This window comes from Plantactinospora sp. WMMB782 (assembly GCF_049179135.1).
GTDB lineage: Bacteria > Actinomycetota > Actinomycetes > Mycobacteriales > Micromonosporaceae > Plantactinospora.
This window is the reverse complement of record NZ_JBMHMC010000007.1, coordinates 1,470,148-1,492,645: the sequence shown is the minus strand read 5'-3', so window position 1 is coordinate 1,492,645 and position 22,498 is coordinate 1,470,148. Positions and strand designations below refer to the sequence as shown.

At 73.7% G+C, this 22,498-nt stretch carries 17 protein-coding genes and 1 pseudogene; 10 read left to right on the top strand and 8 right to left on the bottom strand.

Going from position 1 to position 22,498, the window contains the following annotated elements:
* Nucleotides 1-223: 223 nt before the first annotated feature.
* The 5 genes and pseudogenes from ACN28A_RS08630 to ACN28A_RS08610 all read right to left on the bottom strand — a co-directional run.
* Nucleotides 224-1,312, bottom strand: coding sequence for a uroporphyrinogen-III synthase (locus tag ACN28A_RS08630; RefSeq protein ID WP_421393947.1), 1,089 nt, complete (start codon nucleotides 1,310-1,312; stop codon nucleotides 224-226).
* Nucleotides 1,312-1,680 (bottom strand): nitrite reductase small subunit NirD, encoded by a 369-nt coding sequence (gene nirD, locus ACN28A_RS08625; protein ID WP_421393945.1) that lies wholly within the window; start codon nucleotides 1,678-1,680, stop codon nucleotides 1,312-1,314. The genes ACN28A_RS08630 and nirD overlap by 1 nt, the downstream gene beginning before the upstream one ends.
* Nucleotides 1,677-4,247: a nitrite reductase large subunit NirB gene (gene nirB, locus ACN28A_RS08620; RefSeq protein ID WP_421393944.1), complete on the bottom strand. Its 2,571-nt coding sequence runs from the start codon at nucleotides 4,245-4,247 to the stop codon at nucleotides 1,677-1,679. Before nirB ends, nirD begins: the two co-directional genes overlap by 4 nt.
* Complete coding sequence (locus ACN28A_RS08615; protein WP_421393942.1) at nucleotides 4,244-5,731, bottom strand: FAD-dependent oxidoreductase; 1,488 nt, start codon at nucleotides 5,729-5,731, stop codon at nucleotides 4,244-4,246. The genes nirB and ACN28A_RS08615 overlap by 4 nt, the downstream gene beginning before the upstream one ends.
* A gap of 130 nt (nucleotides 5,732-5,861) precedes the next feature.
* Nucleotides 5,862-7,910 (bottom strand): annotated as a pseudogene (locus ACN28A_RS08610) (molybdopterin oxidoreductase family protein); the annotation flags it as partial.
* A gap of 280 nt (nucleotides 7,911-8,190) precedes the next feature.
* Here ACN28A_RS08610 and ACN28A_RS08605 point away from each other — a divergent pair.
* From ACN28A_RS08605 to glmM, 5 genes are all read left to right on the top strand, one after another.
* Entirely contained in the window at nucleotides 8,191-8,892 is a 702-nt protein-coding gene (locus ACN28A_RS08605) for a class I SAM-dependent methyltransferase (protein ID WP_278064226.1), read from the top strand.
* A 177-nt stretch (nucleotides 8,893-9,069) separates the two neighbouring features.
* A complete protein-coding gene (locus ACN28A_RS08600) occupies nucleotides 9,070-10,548 on the top strand; it encodes an MFS transporter (RefSeq protein ID WP_421393941.1) in 1,479 nt (492 codons plus the stop codon).
* 242 nt (nucleotides 10,549-10,790) lie between these two features.
* Nucleotides 10,791-11,234: a 50S ribosomal protein L13 gene (gene rplM, locus ACN28A_RS08595; protein WP_421393939.1), complete on the top strand. Its 444-nt coding sequence runs from the start codon at nucleotides 10,791-10,793 to the stop codon at nucleotides 11,232-11,234.
* 20 nt (nucleotides 11,235-11,254) lie between these two features.
* Entirely contained in the window at nucleotides 11,255-11,707 is a 453-nt protein-coding gene (gene rpsI, locus ACN28A_RS08590) for a 30S ribosomal protein S9 (RefSeq protein ID WP_278064223.1), read from the top strand.
* A 111-nt stretch (nucleotides 11,708-11,818) separates the two neighbouring features.
* Nucleotides 11,819-13,177, top strand: a complete 1,359-nt coding sequence (glmM, locus tag ACN28A_RS08585; protein WP_421393937.1) for a phosphoglucosamine mutase — start codon at nucleotides 11,819-11,821, stop codon at nucleotides 13,175-13,177.
* Nucleotides 13,178-13,252: 75 nt separating this feature from the next.
* Here the strand turns inward: glmM and ACN28A_RS08580 are convergent, their stop codons facing one another.
* From ACN28A_RS08580 to ACN28A_RS08570, 3 genes are all read right to left on the bottom strand, one after another.
* Nucleotides 13,253-14,446: a pyridoxal phosphate-dependent aminotransferase gene (locus ACN28A_RS08580; RefSeq protein WP_421393935.1), complete on the bottom strand. Its 1,194-nt coding sequence runs from the start codon at nucleotides 14,444-14,446 to the stop codon at nucleotides 13,253-13,255.
* Nucleotides 14,447-14,506: 60 nt separating this feature from the next.
* Entirely contained in the window at nucleotides 14,507-15,733 is a 1,227-nt protein-coding gene (locus tag ACN28A_RS08575; RefSeq protein ID WP_421393933.1) for an MmpS family transport accessory protein, read from the bottom strand.
* 85 nt (nucleotides 15,734-15,818) lie between these two features.
* Nucleotides 15,819-15,980 carry a hypothetical protein gene (locus tag ACN28A_RS08570; RefSeq protein WP_421393931.1) on the bottom strand — a complete coding sequence of 54 codons (162 nt, stop codon included), beginning with the start codon at nucleotides 15,978-15,980 and terminating at the stop codon, nucleotides 15,819-15,821.
* A gap of 66 nt (nucleotides 15,981-16,046) precedes the next feature.
* Between ACN28A_RS08570 and glmS the strand changes: the two genes are divergently transcribed.
* The 5 genes from glmS to ACN28A_RS08545 all read left to right on the top strand — a co-directional run bounded on the left by glmS (nucleotide 16,047) and on the right by ACN28A_RS08545 (nucleotide 22,482).
* Complete coding sequence (glmS, locus tag ACN28A_RS08565) at nucleotides 16,047-17,945, top strand: glutamine--fructose-6-phosphate transaminase (isomerizing) (RefSeq protein WP_421393928.1); 1,899 nt, start codon at nucleotides 16,047-16,049, stop codon at nucleotides 17,943-17,945.
* Between the two features lie 30 nt (nucleotides 17,946-17,975).
* Nucleotides 17,976-18,344, top strand: a complete 369-nt coding sequence (locus ACN28A_RS08560; protein ID WP_421393926.1) for a holo-ACP synthase — start codon at nucleotides 17,976-17,978, stop codon at nucleotides 18,342-18,344.
* An 85-nt stretch (nucleotides 18,345-18,429) separates the two neighbouring features.
* Nucleotides 18,430-19,896 carry an NAD(P)H-hydrate dehydratase gene (locus ACN28A_RS08555; protein WP_421393924.1) on the top strand — a complete coding sequence of 489 codons (1,467 nt, stop codon included), beginning with the start codon at nucleotides 18,430-18,432 and terminating at the stop codon, nucleotides 19,894-19,896.
* A gap of 80 nt (nucleotides 19,897-19,976) precedes the next feature.
* Nucleotides 19,977-21,095, top strand: coding sequence for an alanine racemase (gene alr, locus ACN28A_RS08550; protein WP_421393922.1), 1,119 nt, complete (start codon nucleotides 19,977-19,979; stop codon nucleotides 21,093-21,095).
* A gap of 319 nt (nucleotides 21,096-21,414) precedes the next feature.
* Nucleotides 21,415-22,482, top strand: coding sequence for an alpha/beta fold hydrolase (locus ACN28A_RS08545; RefSeq protein WP_421404247.1), 1,068 nt, complete (start codon nucleotides 21,415-21,417; stop codon nucleotides 22,480-22,482).
* Nucleotides 22,483-22,498 lie beyond the last annotated feature (16 nt).

Genomic DNA, 22,498 nt, shown 5'->3' with positions numbered 1-22,498 from the left:
GGTGTGACGCGATCCGAAATGTTTCCGCCAGGGCGACGAGGCGCCTCCACCTGTCCCCTGTGCACAGACCCGGAGGGCAGTTTACGGGCGCTTCCGGGACGTTGCGGCCTTACCCTGCCAACCGGCTGTCCGGCAGTCAAGGGATCAAACCGAGCCGATACCCAAGCTTCATGCGGACCGGCCCCAGCTCAGTCCGGGTCAGGTGAGGAGCTCCGGAACGTGCTCAGTCGACCGGGAGCCGGTAGCCGCGTTTGACGACCGTCTGCACCACCCCGGGGGTACGCAGTCCGGCCCGCAGCCGGGCCACCGCCATCTCCACGGCGTGCTCGTCGGCGCCCCGGGGCAGGGTGCGCAGCAGGGCGGCCCGGGACATCACCCGGCCGGGCGTACTGGCCAGGGCGCGGAGCACCGCCATCGGGGCGGGTGCGAGTGGACGCAGCTCACCGTCCAGGATGGCCGCGTGCCCGCGCAGGGTCAGCAGGTGACCGGCGACCTTGACGCTTATCGCGCGCTGCGGCAACTCGTCCACGATGGTCCGGACCAGGGCGCCGAGCCGGGCCCGGTTCGGCGCCACCACGGGTACGCCGTGCCGGCGCAGCGGTGCGGCGGTGACCGGCCCGACGCAGGCGGCCAGTACGTCCGTGCGCAGCGCGTCCAGCACCGCCTCGGTGCTCGGGCCGGCGGCCCGGAGCAGTGCGGTTACCGCCGGTGCGGAGGTGAAGGTGACCGCGTCGACCAGCCGGCCGGCGATCAGGTCGACAAGCCGGTGCAGCGGGGCCGGGTCGGTCGGCGCCGCCCAGCGGTAGACCGGCACCTCCAGCACGCTCGCCCCGGCCGCCTCCAGCGCGGCGGTGCACTCCGGCTGCCGTTCCCCGTGCAGCTGCATCGCGATCAACTGGCCGCGTACGCCGCGCTGCCGGAGGTGCTCGATCACCTCGTCGCAGCTCTCCGAGGCCGGTGACCACTCGTCGTGCAGCCCGGCGGCCCGGATCGCGCCCCGGGCCTTCGGCCCCCGGCTGACGATGTAGGCCCGGGATAGGACGGTGCGCAGCGGTTCGGCCAGCCCCCATCCCTCAGCCGCCTCCAGCCAGCCGCGCATCCCGATCCCGGTGTTCGCCATCAGCACGTCCGGCGGGTTGTCCAGGCAGGCCCGGGTCGCGGCGCGCAGCTCGGTGTCGTCGGCCAGCGGCACGATCCGCAGGGCCGGGGCGAGCACCACCCGGGCGCCGCGTCGCTCCAGCATGGCGGTGAGTTCGTCGCGGCGCCGGTCGGCGGTGACCCCGACCGTGAAGCCGGACAGCTCGCCGGCCATCAGCGGTCCCCGGCCGGCCGGGGCGCCACCTCGACCAGCCCGTCCCGGCAGCGCACCCGGTAGGTCGGCACCGCCACCCCGGGCACGTCGAGGCAGTCGCCGGTGCGCAGGTCGTAGACCTGTTTGTGCAGCGGGGAGGCGACCGTCGGGATCTCGCCGCGGCTGCCGACGATGCCCCGGGCCATCACGTTGGCGCCGGCGATCGGGTCCCGCTGGCCGATCGCGTAGAGCGCGCCGTCGTGGGTGCGGAAGACCGCCACCTGCTCGCCGTCGACAAGTGCGGCCACCCCGCGCTCCGGCTCCAGCCGGGGGTACGGGCAGACGGCCGTCCAGCTCACGTCGTCGTTGATCGTGATGTCGAGAGTCAACTCGGTACCCCCATGGTCGTCGGGAGGCCGAGCGACACCGGTCGGCGGTCTCCCAGGGCCGGAACGGGCTGTCCCCGTTCCACCTCGAACGTGATCGACGGGTCGGGTACGCCGGGCGCGTTGACGAAGGAGGTGAACCGGCGCAGCCGCTCCGGGTCCTCCAGCGTGTCCCGCCACTCGTCGGAGTACGCCCCGACGTGCCGGGCCATCGCGGCGTCCAGCTCGGCGCAGAGCCCGAGGGAGTCGTCGACGATCACCGCCCGCAGGTGCTCCAGGCCGCCCTCCATCGCCTCGATCCACGCGGCGGTGCGCTGGAGCCGGTCGGCGGTGCGGACGTAGAACATCAGGAAGCGGTCGACGTACCGGACCAGGTCCTCGGTCGACAGGTCCTGGCCGAAGAGTTCGGCGTGCCGGGGCCGGAAGCCGCCGTTGCCGCCGAGGTAGAGGTTCCAGCCGGTCTCGGTGGCGATGATCCCGAAGTCCTTGCTGCGCGCCTCGGCACACTCCCGGGCACAGCCGGAGACCGCTGACTTGATCTTGTGTGGGGCGCGCAGCCCCCGGTAGCGCAGCTCCAGGGCGATGGCCAGGCCGACCGAGTCCTGCACCCCGTACCGGCACCAGGTGGAGCCGACGCAGGACTTGACCGTACGCAGTGCCTTGCCGTAGGCGTGCCCGGACTCGAAGCCGGCGTCGACCAGCCGGCGCCAGATCTGCGGCAACTGCTCCACCCGGGCACCGAACAGGTCGATCCGCTGCCCACCGGTGATCTTGGTGTAGAGGTTGAAGTCCCGGGCCACCTCACCGATCACGATCAGCTTCTCCGGGGTGATCTCGCCACCCGGTATCCGCGGCACCACCGAATAGGTGCCGTCCCGCTGGATGTTGGCCAGGAAGTGGTCGTTGGTGTCCTGCAACGACGCCTGCTCGCCGTCGAGCACGTAGCCGCTGCCGAGCGAGGCGAGGATCGAGGCGACCGCCGGCTTGCAGATGTCGCAGCCCCGGCCCTGGCCGTGCTCGGCGACCAGCCGGGAGAAGGTGCGGATGCCGCGCACCCGGACGATCTCGAACAGCTCCTGGCGGCTGTGCGCGAAGTGCTCGCAGAGCGCCTTGCTCAGCTTCACCCCGGAGACCGCCAGCAACTGCTTCAGCATCGGTACGCAGGAGCCGCAGCTCGTCCCCGCCCGGGTGCACGCCTTCAGCGCCGGTACGTCGGTGCAGCCCTCGGCGATCGCACCGACCAGCTGGTCCTTGGTCACGGCGTTGCAGGAGCAGACCTGGGCCGAGCCGGGCAGCGCGGCGATCCCGGCCCCGGTGCCGGCACCGTCACCGGCCGGGGCGAGCAGCGCCAGCGGCGGGCCGGGCAGCGCACCGCCGACGCTGGCCCGCAACGTCGGGTAGGCGGTCACGTCGCCGACCAGCACTCCGCCGAGCAGGGTCTTCGCGTCGTCGGAGAGGACCAGCTTGGCGTAGACCCGGGTGGCCGGGTCGGTGAAGGTGACGTCCAGGCAGCCGGGGGTACGGCCGTGCGCGTCGCCGAACGAGGCGACGTCCACGCCGAGCAGCTTCAGCTTGGTGGAGAGGTCGGCGCCGGGGAAGGTCGCCGTGCCGCCGAGCAGCCGGTCGGCCACCACCTCCGCCATCGCGTAGCCGGGGGCGACCAGGCCGTAGCAGGTGCCGTCGACGGCGGCACACTCGCCGATCGCCCAGATCCGCTCGTCGGCGCTGCGGCAGCTCTCGTCCACCAGGATGCCGCCGCGCTCGCCGAGGGTGAGCCCGGCACTGCGGGCCAGCTCGTCCCGGGGCCGGATCCCGGCGGCCACCACCACCAGGTCGGTGGGGAGCCAGCCGCCGTCCGAGAGGGTCAGCCCGGCCAGCTCGCCGTCCCGGCGGGACCGGATCGCGGTGGTGGCCACCCCGAGGTGCGCCACCACGCCCAGCTCCTCGACGTAGCGGCGCAGCATCGCGCCGCCGGCCTCGTCGATCTGCACCGGCATCAGCCGGGGGGCGAACTCCACCACCGAGGTGGCCAGGCCGAGCAGCCGCAGCGCGTTCGCCGCCTCCAGACCGAGCAGCCCGCCGCCGATCACCGTGCCGGTGCGCCGGCCCTTGGCGAAGTCGCGGATCGCCGCCAGGTCGTCCAGGGTGCGGTAGACGAAGACACCCGGCCGCAGCTCCGGGGTGGGCCCGGGGGCGTCCGGACCCCGGTCGACGTACGCGCCGTCGATCGGCGGGACGAACGGGTACGAGCCGGTGGCCAGTACCAGGGCGTCGTAGGGGTACTCGCCACCGAAGGTGAGCACCCGCCGGCCGGCCCGGTCGATCTCCAGTACCGGCTCGCCGAGTCGCAGGTCGACGCCGTCGTCGGACTGGTGCAGGCTCAGCTCGTCCGCGTCCACCCCGTCGAAGAACGCCGAGAGCCGCACCCGGTCGTACGCCGGCCGCCCCTCCTCGGCCAGCACGGTGACCTGCCAGCGGCGCCCGGTGTCCCGGGAGCGCAGCGCCTCCACGAAGCGCTGCCCCACCATGCCGTTGCCGACCACCACGAGTCGACGCTGCTCCGCCGTCATGCCGCCACCTCTGCTTCCACCGGGTCTGGAGTGTCGATCGAGGAGAGCCAGCCGAGGATGCCCTCGACGGCGTCCCGGCAACTGCCGCAGCCGGTGGTGGCCCGGGTCGCCGCGACCATCTCGGGCAGCGACCGGGCGCCCGCCCGCCAGCAGGCCACCAGCGCGCCCTTGCGGACCGTGTTGCACTGGCAGACCGTCGCCGCGTCCGGCATCAGCGCCGGTGACTCCACCGGCGCCGGGGCTCCGGCGTCCCGGCTGCGGCCGAGCAGCAGGGTGCGCCGGTCGAGCGGCACCGGGGTGCCCCGGTCGAAGATCTGGATCACCGTGCCGACCGCCGGGTTGTCGCCGAGCATGATCGCCCCGGTCAGCCGCTCGCCGACGATCCGCAGCCGGGCGTAGGTGCCACGGACCGGGTCGGAGAAGCTCAGCTCCTCGACGTCCGGGGCGGGGCCGGCGGCGGCGTCGCCCATCGCGGCCAGGTCGATGCCGGCGGCCTTGAGCCGGGTGACCGGCGGCTGCGGCCGGTAGCGCGCCCGCGGGTCGTGCCCGGCGAGCAGTTGGGCCAGCACCCGGGCCTGTTCCCAGGCCGGCGCGACAAGCCCGGTGACCGTACCGGCGTGCTGGGCGCAGTCGCCGATCGCCGAGATGTGCCGGTCGCTGGTGCGCAGCCGGTCGTCGACCACCACCCCCCGGTCCACGGCGAGCCCGGCGGCCCGGGCCAGCGCCGTGTCGGGGCGTACCCCGCAGGAGAGCACCAGCAGGTCGGCGTCGAGGACCCGGCCGTCGGAGAGGGTCAGGGCGACCCCGTCCGGCTGGGCGTCGACGGCGGTCGCCGCCACGTCCAGGTGGGTGGTGACGCCGAGCCCGCCGAGGGTACGCGCCAGCACGGCGCCGGCCGTCGGGTCGAGTTGCCGTTCCATCAGGTGCCCGACCGGGTGCACCACGTGCACGTCCAGTCCCCGGGCGGCGAGCCCGCGGGCCGCCTCCAGGCCGAGCAGCCCGCCGCCGAGCACCAGCGCCCGGCGTGCTCCGGCGGCGGCGGCCAGGATCCGCCGGCAGTCGTCGAGGGTGCGGAACACCGCCACCCGGTCCGGCAGCCGCTCCCGGTCCAGCCCGGACAGCGGCGGCACCAGGGCCTGCCCGCCGGTGGCCAGCACCAGGTGGTCGTACCCGATCAGGTCGCCCTGCCCGGTCGTCACCGTGCGGTTCGCCCGGTCCACGGCGGTGACCGCCACCCCCGGGCGTACGTCGATGCCGTGCCCGGCCGCCTCGGCCAGCTCCACCCCGGCCTCGTCCACCTTGCCGGCCAGCAGGCTGGAGAGCATGATCCGGTTGTACGCCCGGTGCAGCTCCGCGCCGAGTATCGTGATCTTCGCGTCGCCGAGCCGGGCGGCGAGTTCGGCCGCGAGCCGGGCGCCGGCCATGCCGTGCCCGACGATCACGAACCGGTTCCCTGACCCGTCCACCGTCTCCTCTGTCGTCATGCCGTCCCCTCGGTCGTCATGGCGTCTGCTCCGGTCGTTCCGGCGTCGCCTCGCCGGCGCTCACTGCCGCGTCCCCGACCGGCACTGTCCGTTCGGCGGGCACCGCGTCGTCGACCCGCACGTCCTGCTCTGTCGGCTCCGCCCTCTCGACCCGGACCGCGCAGACCTTGAACTCCGGCATCCGCGAGACGGGGTCGAGAGCGTCGCTGGTCACCGAGTTGATCCGGGCCGCGCCCGCCCAGTGGAACGGCGCGAAGACCGTGTCCGGGCGGATCGTCGTAGTGAGCCGGGCCGGGGCGCGCATCTCGCCCCGGCGGCTGGTCACCAGCACCTCGTCGCCGTCGTCCACCCCGAGCCGGGCCGCCAGGTCGGGGTGCAGTTCGACGAAGGCGTTCGGGGTGGCCCGGCGCAGCGCCTCGACCCGCCGGGTCTGCGCGCCGGACTGGTACTGCGTCAGCACCCGCCCGGTGGTCAGGTAGACCGGGTACTCCGGGCAGACCTCCTCGGCGGCGGCCCGGTGCTCCACCGGCAGGAACCGGGCCCGCCCGTCCGGGGTCGGGAACCGGTCGGCGAAGAGTCGCGGCGTGCCCGGGGCGTCCTCGGCGGGACAGGGCCAGAAGACCCCGTCCTCGGCGTCGATCCGCGCCCAGGTGATCCCGGCGTAGTCGGCGGTGCCGCCGGCCGAGGCCCGGCGCAGCTCCGCGAAGACCCGCTCCGGTGCCGCGGGGAAGCGGTCCCGGCCCGACCCGGCCACCCCGTCCACGTGGTCGAGCCGGTCGGCGAGGTCGGCCAGCAGGTCGAGGTCGGTGCGTACCCCGGGCGGTGGCGGGCGGAGCGCGCGGCGGCGCAGCACCCGGCCCTCCAGGTTGGTCATCGTGCCGTCCTCCTCGGCCCACTGCGCGGTCGGCAGCACCACGTCGGCGATCTCCGCCGTCTCCGAGCGGACGAAGTCGGCCACCACCAGCAGGTCGAGGTCGCGCAACCGGCCCTCCACCCGGGCCGCCCGGGGCGCCGAGACGACCGGGTTGGAGCCGAACACCAGCAGCCCCTTCGGGCCGGCGTCGGTGCCGAGCGCGCTGAGCAGCTCGTACGCCGAGACACCCGGACCGGGCAGCGCGTCCGGCCGCACCCCCCAGACCTCGCCGACGTGTGCCCGGGCGGCCGGGTCGTCGATCCGGCGGTAGCCGGGGAGCTGGTCGGCCTTCTGCCCGTGCTCGCGCCCGCCCTGCCCGTTGCCCTGCCCGGTGAGGCAGCCGTAGCCGGAACCGGGCCGGCCGGGCAGGCCGAGCGCCAGGGCCAGGTTGATGAAGGCGGTCACCGTGTCCACGCCCTTGGCGTGCTGCTCGGCGCCGCGTGCGGTGAGGATGATCGCCCGCCCGGCGCCGCCCAGCGCGCGGGCGGCGGCCTCCAGGTCGGCCACCGGCACCCCGGAGAGCCGTTCGGCGCGGGCCGGCCAGTAGCCGGCGGCGACCCGCCGCACCTGGTCGAACCCGGTGGTCCGGGCGGCCACGTAGTCCTTGTCGACAAGCCCCTCGGCCAGCGCGATGTGCAGCAGCGCGTTCGCCACCGCCAGGTCGGTGCCGGGGGTCGGTTGCAGGTGCATTGTCGCCTGCCGGGCGGTGGCGGTGGCCCGGGGGTCGACCACGATCAGCGTCCCGCCGCGCTCCCGCTGCTCGTTGAGATAGCGGACCAGCGGCGGCATCGTCTCGGCGACGTTCGCGCCGACCAGCAGCAGGGTGTCGGCGGTGCCGAGGTCGGCGAGCGGGAACGGCAGCCCCCGGTCGACGCCGAAGGCACCCATCCCGGCGGCCGCCGCCGAGGACATGCAGAACCGCCCGTTGTAGTCGATGTTGCGGGTGCCGAGGGCCACCCGGGCGAACTTGCCGAGCGCGTACGCCTTCTCGTTGGTCAGCCCGCCGCCACCGAAGACGGCCACCGCGTCCCGACCGTGCCTCCCCTGGATGTCGCGGATGCCGGTCACCACCCGGTCCAGCGCCTCCGGCCAGCTCGCCGGGCGCAGCGGCCCGCCGGGGCGGTCCCGCAGCAGCGGGGTGGTCAGCCGGTCGGGGTGGTCGAGCAGCTCGGCGGCGGTCCAGCCCTTCTGGCAGAGCCCGCCCCGGTTGGTCGGGAACTGCCGGGGCAGCACCTCCACCCGGTCGCCGGTGCGGCGCAGCGTCATCCCGCACTGCAGGGCGCAGTATGGGCAGTGTGTGACGACGTCCTGGGACACATCCTCCGAATGCGTCGCAGTGCGTGCACCGTCTGTCATGTCCGAAGCGTGCCGGTGCCCGGTTTCGCTGCCGGGTCCCTTCTGTTTCGGGCCTGTCAAGAGCCGCTCACACACCAACCGCTTCGCGGGTCGGCTCGGCGGGTTCGTCCCGGTGCCGTCCGGGGGAGTGGATCTATGATCGGTCCGGTCGGTGAACTGGACGGTCGGCGCACAATCTAGGAGGCACTCCGTGGCCGTGGTGTCGCTCTTCGACGCGGTGGCCGGGTCGTACGACGAGTCCCGCCGCCGGCTGGTGCCGTGTTTCGACGACTTCTACGGCACCGCCGTCGAGGTGGCCGCCCCGCCGCTGCGCCGGGCGCTCGCCTCCGGGCGGGTACCCGCCGTACTCGACCTCGGCGCCGGCACCGGGCTCCTCTCGATCCTGCTCGGCGCCGCCGTACCCGGGGTGCGGACCACCCTGCTCGACGGCGCCCCGGCGATGCTCGCGGTCGCCGAGGGGCACCTTAGCCGGCGCGGGGTACCGCACGAGACGGTGGTCGCCGACCTGACCGCCCCGCTGCCGCCCGGCCCGTACGACGCGGTGGTCTCCGCGCTCGCCATCCACCACCTGCCGGACACCGACAAGCGCGACCTCTACCGGCGGGTCCGGCAGGTGCTGGTCCCCGGCGGGGTCTTCGTGAACGCCGAACAGGTCTCCGGCGGCACCCCCGACCTGGACTCCCGGTACGACGAGGTGTGGCTGGCCCAGGTCACCGCGCTCGGCGCCACCCCCGCGGAGATCGCCGGAGCCCGGGAGCGGATGCGGCACGACCGCCCGGCGCCGGTGCCGGACCAGTGCCGCTGGCTGGCCGAGGCCGGCTTCGTCGGGGTCGACTGCTTCTACAAGGCGTGGCGGTTCGCCGTCTTCGGCGGTCGCCGTGAACTGGACTGAGTCTTCGGCGGTCGCCGCGAACTGGACCCGGTCTTCGGCGGTCGCCGGGAACTGGACTGACCCGGTGGGCGGGCGGGACATCTCACTATCCGCCGGGGGCGGCCGTGCGCCGACCGTTGCCGGGCCGACTCGGAGTGCGAACCGCCGGGAAACCCCGGGCTCCTACGTTCCGGGGGCATGACTAGTACTGCCACCGCCAGCGGCCCGACGGCCGAGCCCGGGCCCGACAGCACGGCCGCCGCCCCGCCGGCGGCCGGCCTCGGCACCCTCCCGCCGCCGCGGGCCGGCACCGCACCGGCTCCGCAGACCAGCGCCTCGCCGGCCGGCCGCCGGCACCGGCTCGACGACTGGCACCCCGAGGACCCGGAGTTCTGGCGTACCACCGGAGCGCCGATCGCCCGGCGCAACCTGATCGTCTCGATCGCCTCCGAGCACATCGGCTTCTCGGTGTGGAGCCTCTGGTCGGTGATGGTGCTCTTCCTCGGCCCGCAGTACGGGATCGACCCGGCCGGGAAGTTCCTGCTCACCGCCGTACCGGCGGCGCTGGGTGCGGCGCTGCGGCTGCCGTACACCCTGGCGGTGGCCCGGTTCGGCGGGCGGAACTGGACGGTCGTCAGCGCCCTGCTGCTCCTGCTGCCGGCGGTGCCGATGGCGATCCTGATCGAGCCCGGGGTGTCGTACGGCACCCTGATGGTGCTGGCCTGCCTGGCCGGGGTCGGCGGCGGCAACTTCGCCTCCTCGATGGCGAACATCAACCTCTTCTACCCGCAGCGGCTCAAGGGCTGGGCGCTGGGCCTGAACGCCGGGGGCGGCAACATCGGGGTGGCCGCCGTGCAGCTCGTCGGGCTGGCGGTGCTGGCCACGGCGGGCGCCGCGAACCCGCGCCTGGTGCCGGCGGTGTACATCCCGCTGATCGTGCTCGCCGCGCTCGCCTCGGCCCGCTACATGGACAACATCACCGGGGCGCGCAACGAGCCCGGAGCGCTGCGCGAGGCGGCCCGGGATCCGCACACCTGGGTGATGTCGGTGCTGTACATCGGCACCTTCGGCTCGTTCATCGGCTTCGGCTTCGCCTTCGGGCAGGTACTCCTGGTGCAGTTCGCCGACCGGTTCGCCACCCCGCTCGACGCGGCGTACCTGACCTTCCTCGGGCCGCTCGTCGGCTCGCTGATCCGGCCGGTCGGCGGGCACCTGGCGGACCGGTTCGGCGGGGCCCGGATCACCTGGCTGACCTTCGCCGGCATGGCGGCCGGGGCCGGGCTGGTCTACTACGCCTCCCGGGAGCGCTCGCTGACGCTGTACCTGGTCGGGTTCGTCGGGCTCTTCGTGCTCTCCGGGGTGGGCAACGGATCGACGTACAAGATGATCCCGGCGATCTTCCGGGCCAAGGCGACCCGGTCGGTGGCCGACGGCGAGCTGGACCCGGCTGCCGCCCAGCGCCGGGCGTGGCGGCTCTCCGGTGCCCTGATCGGCATCGCCGGTGCGGTCGGCGCGTTCGGGGGCGTACTGGTCAACATCGCCTTCCGGCAGTCGTTCCTGGTCTACTCCTCGGCCGACGCCGCCTACCTGGCCTTCATCGCCTGGTACGCCCTCTGCCTGGTGGTGACCTGGGCGGTCTACCTCCGCCCCTCCCCCCACCGCCTCCCCGGCGTGTGACAGGTGTTGTGACAGATGTAAGGAAGGGCCCCCGCATATCGTTTTCTGTTGTAGCGGGGGCCCTTCCTTACACCCCGTTTTGACCCCGGTGCGGGCGAGCGGGTATCGTTGCCTGCTGTTGTGTGACACCCAAGTTTTCACGTGACATCCGCGGGCGTGCCCTTCCCGGGTACGCTTGGTCGTTTGTGCGTGCCTGGCGACCGGTGCGCGACCCCAGACCGACGACGAGACAAGGTAGACCTGTGCGTACGTACAGCCCGAAGCCGGGTGAGATCGAGCGTCAGTGGCACGTCATCGACGCGTCAGACGTCGTGCTGGGCCGTCTGGCCACCCACGTTGCCACGCTGCTGCGCGGCAAGCACAAGCCGACTTTCGCGCCGCACGTGGACACCGGTGACTTCGTCGTCGTCGTGAACGCCGGCAAGGTGGCGCTGACCGGCAACAAGCGCCAGCAGAAGATCGCCTACCGGCACTCCGGCTACCCGGGCGGCCTGAAGCAGGTCGGCTACGAGGAGCTGCTGGCCAAGCGCCCCGACCGGGCGATCGAGCTGGCCGTCAAGGGCATGCTCCCGCACAACAAGCTCGGCCGTAAGCTGATCAAGAAGCTGAAGGTCTACGCCGGTGCCGAGCACCCGCACGCCGCGCAGCAGCCGGTGCCGTTCGAGATCAAGCAGATCGCGCAGTGAGCGCGGGCGAAGGAAACAGCATGACCGACACCATCGCGACCGCCGAAGCCCCGGTGCCCGCCCCGGTGGCCCGGGCTCCTCGTGGCGACCGCCCGATCCAGACCGTTGGTCGCCGCAAGGAGGCGATCGTCCGGGTCCGGATCGTCGCCGGTAGCGGCAAGATCACCTGCAACGGGCGCGACCTGGAGGCGTACTTCCCGAGCAAGGTGCACCAGCAGCTGATCAAGGAGCCGCTGGTCACCGCCGAGAAGGCCGAGGCGTTCGACATCATCGCCAACCTGCGCGGCGGCGGCACCACCGGCCAGGCCGGCGGACTGCGGCTGGCCATCGCCCGGGCGCTGATCGCCAACGACCCCGACGACCGCCCGGCGCTGAAGAAGGCCGGCTTCCTCACCCGGGACGCCCGGGAGAAGGAAAGCAAGAAGTACGGCCTCAAGAAGGCCCGCAAGGCGCCCCAGTACTCCAAGCGCTGATCAACGGCAACACCTTGTACGTCTGACGTACGGCCGGAGACCGTCCCCTTCCGCGGTGGCGGTAGCCGGCCGTTTCGTCTTCCACTGGTGCGCTTTCCGGAGGTTTCGCGCATGGGGCGGCTGTTCGGCACTGACGGCGTACGCGGACGCGCGAACGCCGACCTCACCCCCGAGTTGACCCTCGCGGTCGCGGTGGCGGCGGCGCACACCCTCGCCGAGTCCGACCGCAGCCACCCGCCGCTCGCGGTGGTGGGCCGGGACACCCGGGCCAGCGGCGAGATGCTGGAGGCGGCGGTGGTGGCCGGGCTGACAAGTGCCGGCGCCAACGTGGTCCGGGTCGGCGTGCTGCCGACTCCCGGCGTCGCGTTCCTGGTCGGCGAGGCCAAGGCCGACTTCGGGGTGATGCTCTCCGCCTCGCACAACCCGATGCCGGACAACGGGATCAAGCTCTTCGCGGCCGGCGGGCACAAGCTCCCGGACGACGTCGAGCTGAGGATCGAGGCCGCGGTCGAGGCGAACGGCGCGGCCGGCTGGACCCGGCCGACCGGTGCCGGCGTGGGCCGGGTGCACGACCTGCTCGACGGCGCCGAGCACTACGTGCAACACCTGGTCGGCACCATCCCGCACCGGCTGGACGGGCTGAAGGTCGTGGTCGACTGCGCCAACGGCGCCGCCTCCGAGGTGGCCCCGGTGGCGTACCAGGAGGCCGGCGCCGAGGTGATCGCGATCCACGCCGCACCGGACGGGCTCAACATCAACGACGACTGCGGCTCGCAGCACCTCGACAACCTGCGCGCCGCCGTCCTCGAACACGGCGCCGACCTCGGCATCGCGCACGACGGCGACGCCGACAGGTGTGTGGCGATCGCCGCCGACGGCAGCGAGGTGGACGGCGACCAGATCATGGCGGTGCTGGCGCTGGCCATGCGGGAGGCCGGCACACTTACCCAGGACACCCTGGTCGCGACGGTGATGAGCAACCTCGGACTGCGGCTGGCGATGTCCGCCGCCGGCATCCGGCTGGTCGAGACGAAGGTCGGCGACCGGTACGTGCTGGAGGAGCTGCGCGGCTCCGGTTTCGCGCTCGGCGGCGAGCAGAGCGGCCACCTGGTGCTGCCGGCGTACGCGACCACCGGCGACGGCATCCTCACCGGGTTGCACCTGATGTCCCGGGTGGCGGCCACCGGCCGTACCCTCGCCGAGCTGGCCTCGGTGGTGACCAAGCTGCCGCAGGTGCTGATCAACGTGCCGGTCGGCGACCGGACCGTGGGTGCCGGTGCGCCGGCCGTGCTCGGCGCCGTGCAGCGGGCCGAGGCCGAGCTGGGCGAGACCGGTCGGGTGCTGCTCCGCCCGTCGGGCACCGAGCCGCTGGTCCGGGTGATGGTGGAGGCGAGCACGCTGGAGCTGGCCCAGGAGGTCGCCGAGCGGATCGCCACCGAGGTGCGTACCGCCAGCCCGGTCCCGGCGTAACGCTCCGGCAGCCCGGCGCGGCTGCGTCGGTCGGCTGCGTCGGCCGGCTGGTGTCGACCGGCTGGTGTCGACCGGTCAGGCGGCGTCGAGAGTGCGCAGCCGGGTGACGGCTTCGGCGAGCACCTCCTGGCGCTTGCAGAAGGCGAACCGGACCAGCCGGCGGCCCGCCTCGACGTGGTCGTAGAAGACCTGGGTCGGCACGGCCACCACGCCGCAGCGCTCCGGGAGCGAGCGGCAGAACTCCACCCCGTCCCGCCCGCCCAGCCCGGTGATGTCGGCGGTGACGAAGTAGGTCCCCTCCGGCACCAGTACCTCGAAACCGGCCTCGACCAGCCCGGCGGCGAGCTGGTCGCGCCGGTCCTGGAGGTCGGCCCGGAAATCCTGGTAGTAGCCGTCCGGCAGGGCCAGCGCCACCGCCACCGCCGGTTGCAGCGGAGCGCCGCCGGTGTAGGTGAGGAACTGCTTGACCCGCGTCGTCGCGCTGACAAGCGCGGCCGGGCCACTGGCCCAGCCGATCTTCCAGCCGGTGCAGGAGAACGTCTTGCCGGCCGAGGAGATCCGCAGGGTGCGCTCCCACATTCCCGGCAGGGTGGCCAGCGGGACGTGCGGGCTGCCGGCGTCGGTGAAGACCAGGTGCTCGTAGACCTCGTCGGTGACGGCCAGCACGTCGTACTCCTGGCAGAGCCGGGCGATCAGCGCCAGTTCGTCGGCGTCGAAGACCTTGCCGGTCGGGTTGTGCGGCGAGTTGAGCAGCACCAGCCGGGTCCGGGGTCCGAAGGCGGCCCGCAGCTCCGCCGGGTCGAAGGCGTACCGGCCGCCGTCGACCGGGCGGAGCGTGACCGGCCGCCGGACCGCGCCGGCCAGTGCGATCGAGGCGGCGTACGAGTCGTAGTACGGCTCGAAGCAGACCACCTCGTCGCCCGCCTCGCAGAGCCCGAGGATCGCCGCCGCGATCGCCTCGGTCGCCCCGGCGGTGACCAGCACCTGCCCGTCCGGGTCGTAGTCCAGTCCCCAGAACCGGCGCTGGTGCGCGGCGACCGCGGCCCGCAACGCCGGAATGCCCGGACCGGGTGGGTACTGGTTCTGCCCGCCGCGCAGCGCATCGACCGCCGCGGCCAGCATCTCGGGCGGCCCGTCCGTGTCCGGGAAGCCCTGACCCAGGTTGACCGCGCCGGTGCGCACCGCCAGCGCCGACATCTCGGCGAAGATCGTGGTGCCGAACGGGCGCATCCGGCGGACCAGGGGGTCGGAGTCGGCTGTCGTCGTCACCCCGTCACCCTAGAGGCGCGGTGCGGCGTCGCGGCAGATCCCGCCCCCGGAGCCGACAGCTCAGAACCCGAAGTCGGAGCAGGTGACGGTCGCGTAGGTGCCGCTGGAGCTTTTCGACGCGGTTGCCTTGCCGTCGACTGTGATCTTGCAGGAGACGTCCCCGGAGCCGCCACCGGTGCGGATCGCCACCACCGTCTTCAACTCGTCCTCGGGGAGCTTGACCTCCTTGCGCCACGGCAGGTCGACCGAGGGCACGTGCACCTGCTTGCCGGCACCGTCGATGTAGGAGAGTGCGACCCGGCCGTCCCCGGTCACCTCGTAGACCACGGTCTGGCCGCTGCTGCCCGGGGCGCCGCCGTCCGTGCTGTCCGAGGTGGACGGCGGCGGGGTGACGTCCAGGCTGGTCTCCACCGTCTCCCGCATCCGGTCCATGAACGCCAGCGGGCCGAGGCAGACGCCGACGCAGGCCAGCAGCACGACCACCACCACCGCCACGATCACGATGATCATCGTCTTGTTGCTCTTCTTCGGCGCTGCCGCCGGGAACGGCCCGCCGGGGTAGCCCGGCTGTCCCGGCTGTCCGGGGTATCCCGGCTGTCCCGGGTATCCCGGCTGTCCGGGTTGTCCGTAGCCGGGGTAGCCGCCGGCCGCCGCGTACGGGTCGGACGGTCCGGACTGCGGCGGTCCGGACTGCGGCGGTCCGGACTGCGGCGGTCCGGACTGTGGCGGGTATACGCCGTAACCCGCGTCCTGCTGGTTCGGCGCCCCGCTGGTCGGGTATGGCGTGGCTGGCGGGCCGGACTGCGGCGGGTACGCCGGGCCGGCACCGTAGGCCGGGGCCGGCGGCTGGCCCGGGGCGGGCTGCTGCGGCGCGGCGTACGGGTTGGGCTGCTGCGGTTGCTGGCCGTACGGGTTGGGCTGCTGCGGCTGGCCCCAGGCCGGCTGCCCGTACGGGTTGTCCTGCGGCGGCTGTCCGTACGGGGCGCCGGACTGCGGCGGCTGGCCGTAGCTGCCGGGCTGTGCCGGCTGTCCGTACGGGGCGCCGGACTGCGACGGCTGGCCGTAGCTGCCGGGCTGTGCCGGCTGCCCGTACGTGGTCGGCTGCGCGGGCTGTCCGTAGCCGCCGGACTGGGGCGGCTGGGGTGGGGCGTACCTCGTCGTCGGGGCGTCCTCCTCCTCGGCCGGCTCCTCCGGCCGGGGCTGCTGCGGCGGGCCGTACTTCGTCGTCGGCGGCTCGTACTCGGCGGAGGGGTCGTACGGGTTCTGCGGGGGCGGCGAGTCGGTCATCGGGTCTGGGCTCCAGATATCGCGGACAGCAGGGGTACGGCGACGGGGAGAGGGGGCGCCGGGAAGATGGCAGCGAATGCGCCAGTCACGGTACCGCGTCCTCGCTGGCCGCGATGTACCGGTGAAGCCTGGCCAGGCCGGTCCGGGCGTCTTTCGCCCGGTCGGCGTCTCCGGCCGGGTCCGGGGGCGGTCCGCACTCGGTGTCGCCGTTCGTCCGGCTGAGGAGGTGGGATCGAAAATTGAGCATGCACAGTGATTGAATGAGCACCTTTCGAGCAGGCCATCTGAGCGAACTTAGGTTAGGCTGCGGGCCATGTGCGGAATCGTGGGTTACGTCGGCGCCAGGCCGGCGCTGAGCATCGTGCTGGACGGGTTGCGGCGGCTGGAGTACCGCGGCTACGACTCGGCCGGGGTGGCGGTGGTCGCCGAGGGCGAGCTGCTGACCGAGAAGAAGGCCGGCAAGCTGGCCAACCTGGAGAAGGCGCTGGCCGAGCGGTCGGCCCCGGGCGACGACGTGGTACCCGGCATCGGCGCCGGCGCCACCGGCATCGGGCACACCCGGTGGGCCACCCACGGCGGGCCCACCGACCGCAATGCCCACCCGCACCGCGCAGGCGACCGGGTGGCCGTGATCCACAACGGCATCATCGAGAACTTCGCCAAGCTCCGTGCCGAGCTGGAGGCCGAGGGCGTCGAGTTTACGAGTGACACCGACACCGAGTGCGCCGCGCACCTGCTCGCCGGGGAGCTGGCCCGGCTGCGCTCGGCCGGCGAGCCGGACGGCCCGGAGTTGCTGGCCACCGCGATGCGGCAGGTCTGCCAACGGCTGGAGGGCGCCTTCACGCTGCTCGCGGTGGACGCCGCGATCCCCGGCGCGGTGGTCGGGGCCCGGCGCAACTCGCCGCTCGTGGTCGGGCGCGGGGTCGGGGAGAACTTCCTGGCCAGCGACGTCTCGGCGTTCATCGAGCACACCCGGGAAGCGGTCGAGCTGGGCCAGGACCAGGTGGTGCTGATCACCGCGGACGCCATCGAGATCACCGACTTCACCGGCGCCCCGGCCACCGGCAAGGACTTCCACATCGACTGGGACGCCTCGGCCGCCGAGAAGGGCGGCTACGACTACTTCATGCTCAAGGAGATCGCCGAGCAGCCGCAGGCGATCGCCGACACCCTGCTCGGCCGGCTCAAGGAGAACGGCGAGATCGTCCTCGACGAGGTCCGCCTCTCCGACCAGGACCTGCGGGACGTCGACAAGGTCTTCATCGTCGCCTGCGGCACGGCGTACCACGCCGGGATGGTGGCGAAGTACGCGATCGAGCACTGGACCCGGATTCCCTGCGAGGTCGAGCTGGCCAGCGAGTTCCGCTACCGCGACCCGGTGCTGGACCGGTCCACCCTGGTGGTGGCGATCTCCCAGTCCGGCGAGACCATGGACACCCTGATGGCGCTGCGGCACGCCAAGGAGCAGAAGGCCCGGGTACTGGCGATCTGCAACACCAACGGCTCCACAATCCCGCGCGAGTCCGACGCGGTGCTCTACACCCACGGCGGCCCCGAGGTGGCGGTCGCCTCCACCAAGGCGTTCCTCACCCAGCTGGTCGCCTGCTATCTGATCGGCCTGCACCTGGCCCAGGTGCGCGGCATCAAGTACGCCGACGAGGTGGCCGCGGTGGTCGCCCAGCTCCAGGAGATGCCGGACAAGCTGCGCGAGCTGCTCGACGGCATCGAGCCGGTCCGCGAGCTGGCCCGGGACATCAGGACGGCCCCGACGGTGCTCTTCATCGGCCGGCACGTCGGCTTCCCGGTGGCCCTGGAGGGCGCGCTCAAGCTCAAGGAACTCGCCTACATGCACGCCGAGGGCTTCGCGGCCGGCGAACTGAAGCACGGCCCGATCGCCCTGATCGACCAGGGCACCCCGGTGGTCTGCGTGGTGCCCTCGCCGGCCGGGCGCGGGATGCTGCACGACAAGATCGTCTCCAACATCCAGGAGATCCGGGCCCGGGGCGCCCGCACCATCGTGATCGCCGAGCAGGGCGACGAGGCGGTGCGGCCGTACGCCGACCACCTGATCTACGTGCCGCGTACCCCGACCCTGCTGGCCCCGCTGGTCACCACCGTGCCGTTGCAGGTGCTCGCCTGCGAGATCGCGTCAGCCCGGGGGCACGACGTCGACCAGCCGCGCAACCTGGCCAAGTCGGTCACGGTGGAGTGAGTCACGCCGCCCGCCGGTAGGGTGGGGCGGGTGATCGTCGCAGTCGGCATCGACGTCGTTCTCGTCGACCGGTTCGCCAGGGCGCTCGCGCGCACCCCGCTCTTGGCCGACCGGCTCTTCACCGAGGCGGAACGGGTCACCGGGTCGGGCAGTCCGCGCTCGGCCGAGTCGCTCGCCGCCCGGTTCGCCGCCAAGGAGGCGGTGGCCAAGGCGCTCGGCGCACCGGCCGGGCTGCACTGGCACGACTGCGAGGTGGTAGCCGACCCGGACGGGCGGCCCTGGCTCACCGTCGCCGGCACGGTCGCCGCGGCGGCCACCCGGCGCGGGGTGCGACGCTGGCACCTCTCGCTGTCCCACGACGGCGGCATCGCCTCGGCGATGGTGGTGGCGGAGCGGTGAGGACGACGCCGTGCACGGCGGGGTTGGCGAGCGTGCCGGCACGGGAGGCTGACCGGGTGGGCGTGGCGCTGCGGGAGGCGGAGCGATGAGGACGGCGTGGCGGGTGGCGGACGTACGCGCCGCCGAGCGGGCCCTGCTGGCCACCGTGCCGGCCGGCACGCTGATGCGGCGGGCGGCCGGCGGGCTGGCCGGGCACTGCGCCCGGCTGCTCGCCGAGCGGGGCGGGGTCTACGGCTCCCGGGTGCTGCTGCTGGTCGGCTCCGGCGACAACGGCGGCGACACCCTCTACGCCGGTGCCCTGCTGGCCGGCCGGGGCGCGGCGGTCGGCGCGCTGCTGCTGGCCCCCGACCGGGTGCACGCCGGTGGCCTGGCCGCGCTGCGCTCCGCCGGTGGCCGGCTGGTCGAGCGACTGCCGGAGCGCGCCGACCTGGTGCTGGACGGGATCGTCGGGATCGGCGGCTCGGGCGGGCTGCGCGAGCCGGCGGCCGAGCTGGTCGCCGCGCTGCCCCGACTGACCGGCCGGTCCGGGGGCCGGGCGGCGGTGGTGGCGGTCGACGTGCCGAGCGGGGTCGAGGTGGACACCGGCGGGGTGCCCCGGCCCGGCAACCTGCCCGGCACCGTGACCGCCGACCTGACGGTGACCTTCGGCTGCCTGAAGCCGGCCCTGGTGGTCGGGCCGGCCGCACCCCGGGCCGGGCGGGTCGAGCTTGTCGACATCGGGCTCGGCCCGTGGCTGCGGGGCACCCCGGCGGTACGCGTTCCCGAATGGTCGGACGTGTGCGAATGGTGGCCGCGGCTCGGCCCGGAGGAGGAGAAATACAGCCGTGGGGTGGTCGGGCTGGCCACCGGCTCGGCGACGTACCCGGGTGCGGCGGTGCTCTCGACCGGCGGCGCGGTGGCCGGGCCGACCGGCATGATCCGGTACGCCGGTGGCGCCCGTGCCGAGGTGCTGCGCCGCTATCCGTCAGTGGTCGCCGCCGAGCGGGTCAACGACGCCGGCCGGGTGCAGGCGTGGGTCTGCGGCTCCGGGCTCGGCACCGACTCCCGGGCCGCCACCGAGCTGCGCTGCGTACTCGCCGCACCGGTGCCGGTGGTGCTGGACGCCGACGCGCTCACCCTGCTGGTGGACGGTTCGATGGCGGAGCGGCTGCGGGAGCGGGACGCGCCGATCGTGGTCACCCCGCACGACCGGGAGTACGCCCGGCTCTGCGGCGAGTCGCCCACCGACCGGATCGGGGCGGCACTGAAACTCGCCAGCTGGATGAACGCGACGGTGCTGCTCAAGGGGGACCGGACCGTGGTCGCCACCCCCGACGGGCGGGCGTTCGCCAACCCGACCGGCACCCCGGCGCTGGCCACCGGCGGCACCGGCGACGTGCTGGCCGGGTTGCTCGGCTCGCTGCTCGCCGCCGGGCTGCCGGCCGAGCGGGCGGCGGCGGCTGCGGCGTACCTGCACGGGCTGGCCGGGCAGGAGGCGGCCCGGCGCGGTCCGGTGACCGCCGACGACGTGGCCGCCGCGCTGCGCCCGGTGATCGCCCGGCTGCCCCGCTGACCGGTGTCCCGGTGACCGGCGAACTGTCCTGGTCACGCCACCTGGGACCGGCGGGATCTACCGGACAGTAGGCTGAGGGCATGTGGCAGGCCGAGGTACGCGTCGACCTTGACGCGATCCGCGACAACGTCTCCCGGCTGCGGGCCGGGACCGGCGCCGAACTGATGGCCGTGGTCAAGGGCGACGCGTACGGCCACGGCATGCTCCCGGTGGCCGGTGCGGCGCTGTCGGCCGGTGCGGACTGGCTTGGCGTCTGCACCCTGGACGAGGCGCTGACGCTGCGTCGGGGCGGGGTCACCGCTCCGGTGCTGGCCTGGCTGCTCGCCCCCGGGCTGCCGCTGCACGACGGGGTGAGCGCCGACGTCGACCTGGCCGCCGCCAGCGTGGGTCAGCTCGCCGAGCTGGTCGCCGCCGCCGAGCGGGCCGGCCGGCCGGCCCGGGCCCACTTCAAGATCGATACCGGCCTGTCCCGGGGCGGCGCGACGGTCACCGACTGGCCCGAGCTGCTCGACGCGGCGGCGAAGGCACAGGCCGACGGGCTGGTCGAGGTGGTCGGACTGTGGAGCCACCTGGTCTATGCCGACGCGCCCACGCACGCCACCACCGACCGGCAGCTCGCCGTCTTCGCCGAAGGGCTGGCCCTGGCCGAGCGGGCCGGACTGCGCCCCCGCTACCGGCACCTGGCCAACTCGGCGGCCACGCTGACCCGCCCCGACACCCACTTCGACCTGGTCCGCCCCGGCATCGCGATGTACGGGCTGTCGCCGGTGGCCGGCGAGCGGTTCGGGCTGCGCCCGGCGATGACCGCACGGGCCCGGGTGACCCTGACCAAGCGGGTGCCACCGGGCACCGGTGTCTCGTACGGGCACACCTACCACACCGAGCGGGAGAGCACCCTCGCCGTCGTGCCGCTCGGCTACGCCGACGGGGTTCCCCGGCACGCCTCCAACGTCGGCCCGGTCCAGCTCGCCGGTGCCCGGCGCCGGATCGCCGGCCGGGTCTGCATGGACCAGATCGTGCTGGACTGCGGCGACGATCCGGTGGCGCCGGGCGACGTGGCGACGCTATTCGGCGACGGTGCGGACGGCGCACCGACCGCCGACGACTGGGCCGAGGCGATCGGCACCATCAACTACGAGATCGTCACCCGGTTCGGCGGGGTCCGGGTGCCCCGGGTGTACGACGGAGCAGCATCGTGAGTGCGAGGAGTGAGCCGGGTTTGCGAGCCCCGCAGTCACGAACGGAAGGCGGGCTCCGGGGTGCGAGGAGTGAGCCGGGTTTGCGAGCCCCGCAGTCACGAACGGAAGGCGGGCTCCGGGGTGCGAGGAGTGAGGCGGGTTTGCGAGCCCCGCAGTCACGAACGGAAGGCGGGCTCCGGGGTGCGAGGAGTGAGGCGGGTTTGCGAGCCCCGCAGTCACGAACGGAAGGCGGGCTCCGGTGAGCCCCGGCCGCCGGCTCGCCCCGCCCCGGGTACCCGCACAGCGGCAGCCGTCCCGGCGTACCCCGGCCCGGACCGGGCTGTTCCGGGTGGCCGGCATCATCGGCGCGGCGGCCGGGGTGGCGGCGGCCGGCATCGCCGCCGGGGTGGCCGCCGAACGGGCGGTGGTACGCCGTTCCAAGGCCGCACCCGGCGACCGCTACGCGACGGAGCCGTTCGGAGCGTTGCCCTACGACGAGTCCTGCACCGTCACCACCGCTGACGGCACCGACATCCACGTCGAGATCGTCGGGCGGCCGCCCGGCCGGGGGCGGCCGACCCTGGTCTTCGTGCACGGCTTCTGCCTGGACATGGGCACCTTCCACTTCCAGCGCCGGGTCCTCACCGAGCGGGGCGAGGACCGGATGGTCTTCTACGACCAGCCGGGACACGGCCGGTCCGGCCGGCTGGAGTCCGGCGAGTACCAGCTCCAGGCGCTCGCCGAGACGCTCCGGTCGGTGCTCGACCGGACCGCGCCGACCGGACCGCTGGTGCTGGTCGGGCACTCGATGGGCGGGATGACCATCATGGCGTTCGCCGAACGCTATCCGGAGCTGTTCGCCGAGCGGGTGGTCGGCACCGTGCTGATGGCCACCTCGGGCGGGCTGGTGGCGGAGACGAAGTTCGGGCTGCCGACTATCGTCGCCCGGGCCGGCACCCCGCTGCTCCCGGTGGTGGACAACGCGACCCGGCTGACCGGCAGCGTGCTCGACCGGGCCCGCCGCGCCTCGGCGAACCTGGCCTGGCTGCTGACCCGCCGGTACGGCTTCGGCACCCCGACCCCGAGTCCGGCCCTGGTTTCCTATGTGGAGAGAATGAACTCGCGGACCTCCACCGAGACGGTGGCCCGCTACCTGCGCACCATCTACCTGCACGCCCGCTATCCGGTGCTCGCCGCACTGCGCGACAGGCCGACCCTGGTCATCGTGGGCGAGCGCGACATGATCACGCCGGTGACCCACTCCGACGAGATCGTCCGCTGGCTCCCGGAGGCCGAGTACGTGAAGGTGCCCGACAGTGGGCACGTGGTGATGCTGGAACACGCCGACGAGGTCAACACGGCACTGCTGGACTTCCTCGACCGGCTGCCCGGCCGAGGAGAGAACTGAGCTGTGGAAGGGATAG

What these genes read in the sequence shown, in the direction of transcription:
- rpsI (WP_278064223.1), top strand. Translation starts at nt 11,255, where the DNA reads ATGACCGACACCATCGCGACCGCCGAAGCCCCGGTGCCCGCCCCGGTG.
- glmM (WP_421393937.1), top strand. Translation starts at nt 11,819, where the DNA reads ATGGGGCGGCTGTTCGGCACTGACGGCGTACGCGGACGCGCGAACGCC.
- alr (WP_421393922.1), top strand. Translation starts at nt 19,977, where the DNA reads ATGTGGCAGGCCGAGGTACGCGTCGACCTTGACGCGATCCGCGACAAC.
- ACN28A_RS08570 (WP_421393931.1), bottom strand. Translation starts at nt 15,980, where the DNA reads ATGCTCAATTTTCGATCCCACCTCCTCAGCCGGACGAACGGCGACACC.
- ACN28A_RS08600 (WP_421393941.1), top strand. Translation starts at nt 9,070, where the DNA reads ATGACTAGTACTGCCACCGCCAGCGGCCCGACGGCCGAGCCCGGGCCC.
- ACN28A_RS08615 (WP_421393942.1), bottom strand. Translation starts at nt 5,731, where the DNA reads ATGACGACAGAGGAGACGGTGGACGGGTCAGGGAACCGGTTCGTGATC.
- glmS (WP_421393928.1), top strand. Translation starts at nt 16,047, where the DNA reads ATGTGCGGAATCGTGGGTTACGTCGGCGCCAGGCCGGCGCTGAGCATC.
- ACN28A_RS08575 (WP_421393933.1), bottom strand. Translation starts at nt 15,733, where the DNA reads ATGACCGACTCGCCGCCCCCGCAGAACCCGTACGACCCCTCCGCCGAG.
- nirB (WP_421393944.1), bottom strand. Translation starts at nt 4,247, where the DNA reads ATGACGGCGGAGCAGCGTCGACTCGTGGTGGTCGGCAACGGCATGGTG.
- ACN28A_RS08555 (WP_421393924.1), top strand. Translation starts at nt 18,430, where the DNA reads ATGAGGACGGCGTGGCGGGTGGCGGACGTACGCGCCGCCGAGCGGGCC.
- ACN28A_RS08630 (WP_421393947.1), bottom strand. Translation starts at nt 1,312, where the DNA reads ATGGCCGGCGAGCTGTCCGGCTTCACGGTCGGGGTCACCGCCGACCGG.